The organism is Idiomarina sp. UBA4206 (genome assembly GCF_002383015.1).
Classification (GTDB): Bacteria; Pseudomonadota; Gammaproteobacteria; order Enterobacterales; family Alteromonadaceae; genus Idiomarina; species Idiomarina abyssalis.
Window position 1 is genome coordinate 69939 of record NZ_DFTS01000004.1, and the last position, 3261, is coordinate 73199.

Consider the following 3261-nt stretch of genomic DNA (forward strand, 5'->3'; position numbering starts at 1 on the left):
GCTTCTCCAGCCGGTGTCTCGCTGCCAGAGTCTCTAATACCTGCTGTATGTCGGAACTTGCCCGGTCAAAGAGTACAAGAGTGGTTGACTGCTGTGTGTCGGTTTTTGAACACAGCAGGGGCTGCTGAGGGTATTTTAGTTTGATCTGATCAGTCGCCATGAGCATTTGCTGTCTGGCCTGATAACTTTCAACGTCTATTACCCCGTGTTTCGCCATTAAGGTTTTTGCCGTTGTCGGGTAGGACAAGGGGAACATGTCGTCTTGTTGCGTAATGGGGTCGTAAAGCACCGCATCAGCCCACACATGAACGCTGTGACTAACAAAAAAGCATAGAACAAAAACCGCTGTTACGGGGGCACCAATTTTACGATTTTGCAGATCATCGAGGCGCTTCCAGGCTAAATTAGCGAGCAGAAGCTGAATACCGACAATAAGCAGGAAGCCAAGTAAAATGGCGGAAATAATAACGAAACTGGCTCCGGTGAACACTGCTTCGGCGTCCCGGGTCATTTGCGCCAGAGAATAGGTATTTAAATGATAACCGTATTGACGGAAAAATAATGCATCGGCGATAAGTGCTATCAGGCCGAACGAGGTGATTAAAGCGGCAAAACCTCTAAGTATCTTTGAGTATGGGACAACCAGACAGAATGGAAATATCAGAATGATAAAGAAAACGAAGGGCAAAAATGCAAAGTGGCCAATCCAGCTAACCAGCATATAGAGGTTGCCAATAGCACTGGATGGCTTGGGAGCCGCCTCAATATATAAAAGGCCAATAAATAAGCAAAGAATGATATTGGCAAAGGTAAACCAATGTCCCCAGCTTATTAATCGGGCAATTTTATCTCTACGTTGGTACTTTCCCATCGTTCGTCAGTCCCGTGTTACAATGTCGGTATAGTAACACAGCAAAACAGCAAGGATAGTCCCCGTTATGCAATTGCGGATAGAAGAAAGCATTATTCACCAGTTTTACCAAAATGACGGGCAGGTCGGCTTGCGACTGGCTCCCTCAGCGTTAACGGAAGATGACCAGTTACATGACTTATTAGTTGAGTTAACGGATGTCTATACCAGCAAACCTGCAAAAGGTTATGCCAGCTTTATAAAAGAAGGTGAAGAGGGCGAGCCGGGGCCTTTCCCTGAGCAGCTAACCTACTGGTATGACGGACAACTGGACTTTGTTGAATTCAGTCAGCAGTCTGCCAAGTTACTTTTAGAGGAGCTGCAAAACTATAACTTATTGGAAGCGGGTTTCCTGTTGGTTACTCGTTACCAGCACATTAGTACTGAATATTTATTGGTGTGTTTCCTACCGGTAAAGGAAGGGGTCACAATTAACCCTGACTTAGCTGTTGACCGCTCGTCTCAACTTGATATTACAAAAGTACAGTTAGCGGCACGAATTGATTTAACCGAATGGAAAACGTCTCCTGAAAGTGAAAGATACATTTCTTTTATTAAAGGTCGTGCCGGACGCAAGGTTTCTGATTTCTTTTTAGATTTTTTAGGTTGTACCGAGCGCTTAAATTCAAAAGCTCATACACAACAACTGGTTGATTCCGTGCAAGAGTATGCCAAGCAGTCTGAGCTGGAGAATGAGCAACGGCAAGCATTAAGCAAAGCCGCTTATGAATACTGTGACGACCAATGGAAGCAAGGCGATACGGTAAAAATTAAAGATCTCTCAGAGCAGTTTGCAGAAGCCTATCCTGCAGAAAAAAGCTTTGAAAGCTTCTCTAAAGATTTTGCAGAACAGAATTCACGCGAATTAGTTGATGATTTTCCGGCGGATAAGTCGACATTGCGTAAGCTGGTGAAGTTTCAGGGGCAGGGGGGCGGTGTTAGTGTCGGCTTTGATCACACAGCCTTAGGTGAGAGAGTGCATTACGATGCAGCCACTGATACGTTGACAATAAACGGGACGCCACCGAATTTACGTGATCAATTACGGCGTTATTTTGGTATAGATAGTTAGAAGATGTTTTAGTGAATTAAAACGCCGGACAAGCCGGCGTTTTAAAGGCACTTAATTGTTTGGTTAAGCCGGTATTATTTATCGGCAGGACCGGGAACAATGTTGTTGGCGTGCAAACCTTTGGGACCTTCCTCGAGTTCGAACTCTACGGGTTGTCCCGCTTTCAGTGTGCGATAGCCTTCCATCTCAATGGTTGAATAGTGAGCGAAAATATCACCTTCGCGGTCCTCGCTTTCGATAAAGCCGAAGCCTTTCGAATTATTGAACCATTTGACTTTTCCGGTAGCCATACTTCTACATCCTTCTTCTGCAACAGATAGTTTATTATTATTAGGTGCGGTGGCTTGAAAAATCGCCGATTTAGCACCATGTTTAACTCTAGGTGACGTGAGTGATTAGTCAAGCCCTAAAGTTTAAAAAACAACCTACGTTGTTAATATTTTGGTTGTTTTTTTATCATTTCGGGTAAATTTAAAACTATTATTATGGCAGGTTGTTAATAAATGAGTCAGTTTGACCACCAGCACCTTAGCGATACAGAGGAAAAGCAGGAGCTCAAGCCACCATCCATGTACAAAGTCATCATTAATAACGATGACTACACGCCCATGGATTTTGTGATTGAAGTGTTGATGAGATTTTTTAAGATGGATCAGGAGCGCGCCACGGACACCATGTTACAGGTGCATTATAAAGGGAAGGCCGTTTGCGGTGTATATTCTGCGGAAATCGCCGAAACTAAAGTCGTACAGGTAAACCAATACGCTCGGGAAAATCAGCATCCGTTATTGTGTACTATGGAGCAGGAATGAGCCGAGTTGTCTGGGAAGGAGTGGTCTATGTTGAATAAAGCCCTTGAATTAACGCTAAACGATGCGTTTCGGCTAGCGCGCGAACGTAATCATGAACTGATGACAGTTGAGCACTTATTGGTTGCATTGCTGGATAACCCAGATGCATCTGAAGCGCTTCGTGCCTGTGGGGCAAACTTTCAACAATTGAAAGAAGAACTGCTGAGTTACATTGACCGTAGTACACCATTGTTCGGTCCTGACGAGGAAAGTCCTGATACACAGCCAACATTAGGCTTCCAACGTGTGCTGCAGCGCGCTGTGTTTCATGTGCAGTCTTCTGGCAACGCTGAGGTTACCGGAGCGAACGTTCTTGTCGCTATTTTTAGTGAGCAAGAATCCCAAGCTGTTTATTTATTGAATAAGAACGACATTACCCGGCTGGATATTGTTAACTTCATTTCACACGGAATATCTCGTATTGATCG

General features: G+C 44.3%; 5 protein-coding genes. 3 read left to right on the forward strand and 2 right to left on the reverse strand.

Going from position 1 to position 3261, the window contains the following annotated elements; genetic code table 11:
* The coding region (locus B3180_RS00700; protein WP_286842287.1) for a DUF3413 domain-containing protein at positions 1-871 on the reverse strand (871 nt) is incomplete at its 3' end.
* A 67-nt stretch (positions 872-938) separates the two neighbouring features.
* Here B3180_RS00700 and yejK point away from each other — a divergent pair.
* Positions 939-1982: a nucleoid-associated protein YejK gene (gene yejK, locus B3180_RS00705; RefSeq protein WP_278358708.1), complete on the forward strand. Its 1044-nt coding sequence runs from the start codon at positions 939-941 to the stop codon at positions 1980-1982.
* Positions 1983-2056: 74 nt separating this feature from the next.
* On the opposite strand, the gene cspD is transcribed toward yejK, so the two are convergent.
* Positions 2057-2272 (reverse strand): cold shock domain-containing protein CspD, encoded by a 216-nt coding sequence (gene cspD, locus B3180_RS00710; RefSeq protein ID WP_054487879.1) that lies wholly within the window; start codon positions 2270-2272, stop codon positions 2057-2059.
* A 213-nt stretch (positions 2273-2485) separates the two neighbouring features.
* Between cspD and clpS the strand changes: the two genes are divergently transcribed.
* Complete coding sequence (gene clpS / locus B3180_RS00715; RefSeq protein ID WP_011233927.1) at positions 2486-2794, forward strand: ATP-dependent Clp protease adapter ClpS; 309 nt, start codon at positions 2486-2488, stop codon at positions 2792-2794.
* A 27-nt stretch (positions 2795-2821) separates the two neighbouring features.
* Positions 2822-3261 (forward strand): Clp protease N-terminal domain-containing protein (locus tag B3180_RS00720; RefSeq protein ID WP_286842292.1); only part of this gene is annotated, 440 nt, incomplete at its 3' end.

Excerpts from the sequence above, each read along its gene's own strand:
- cspD (WP_054487879.1), bottom strand. The coding sequence starts at position 2,272 with ATGGCTACCGGAAAAGTCAAATGGTTCAATAATTCGAAAGGCTTCGGC.
- clpS (WP_011233927.1), top strand. The coding sequence starts at position 2,486 with ATGAGTCAGTTTGACCACCAGCACCTTAGCGATACAGAGGAAAAGCAG.
- yejK (WP_278358708.1), top strand. The coding sequence starts at position 939 with ATGCAATTGCGGATAGAAGAAAGCATTATTCACCAGTTTTACCAAAAT.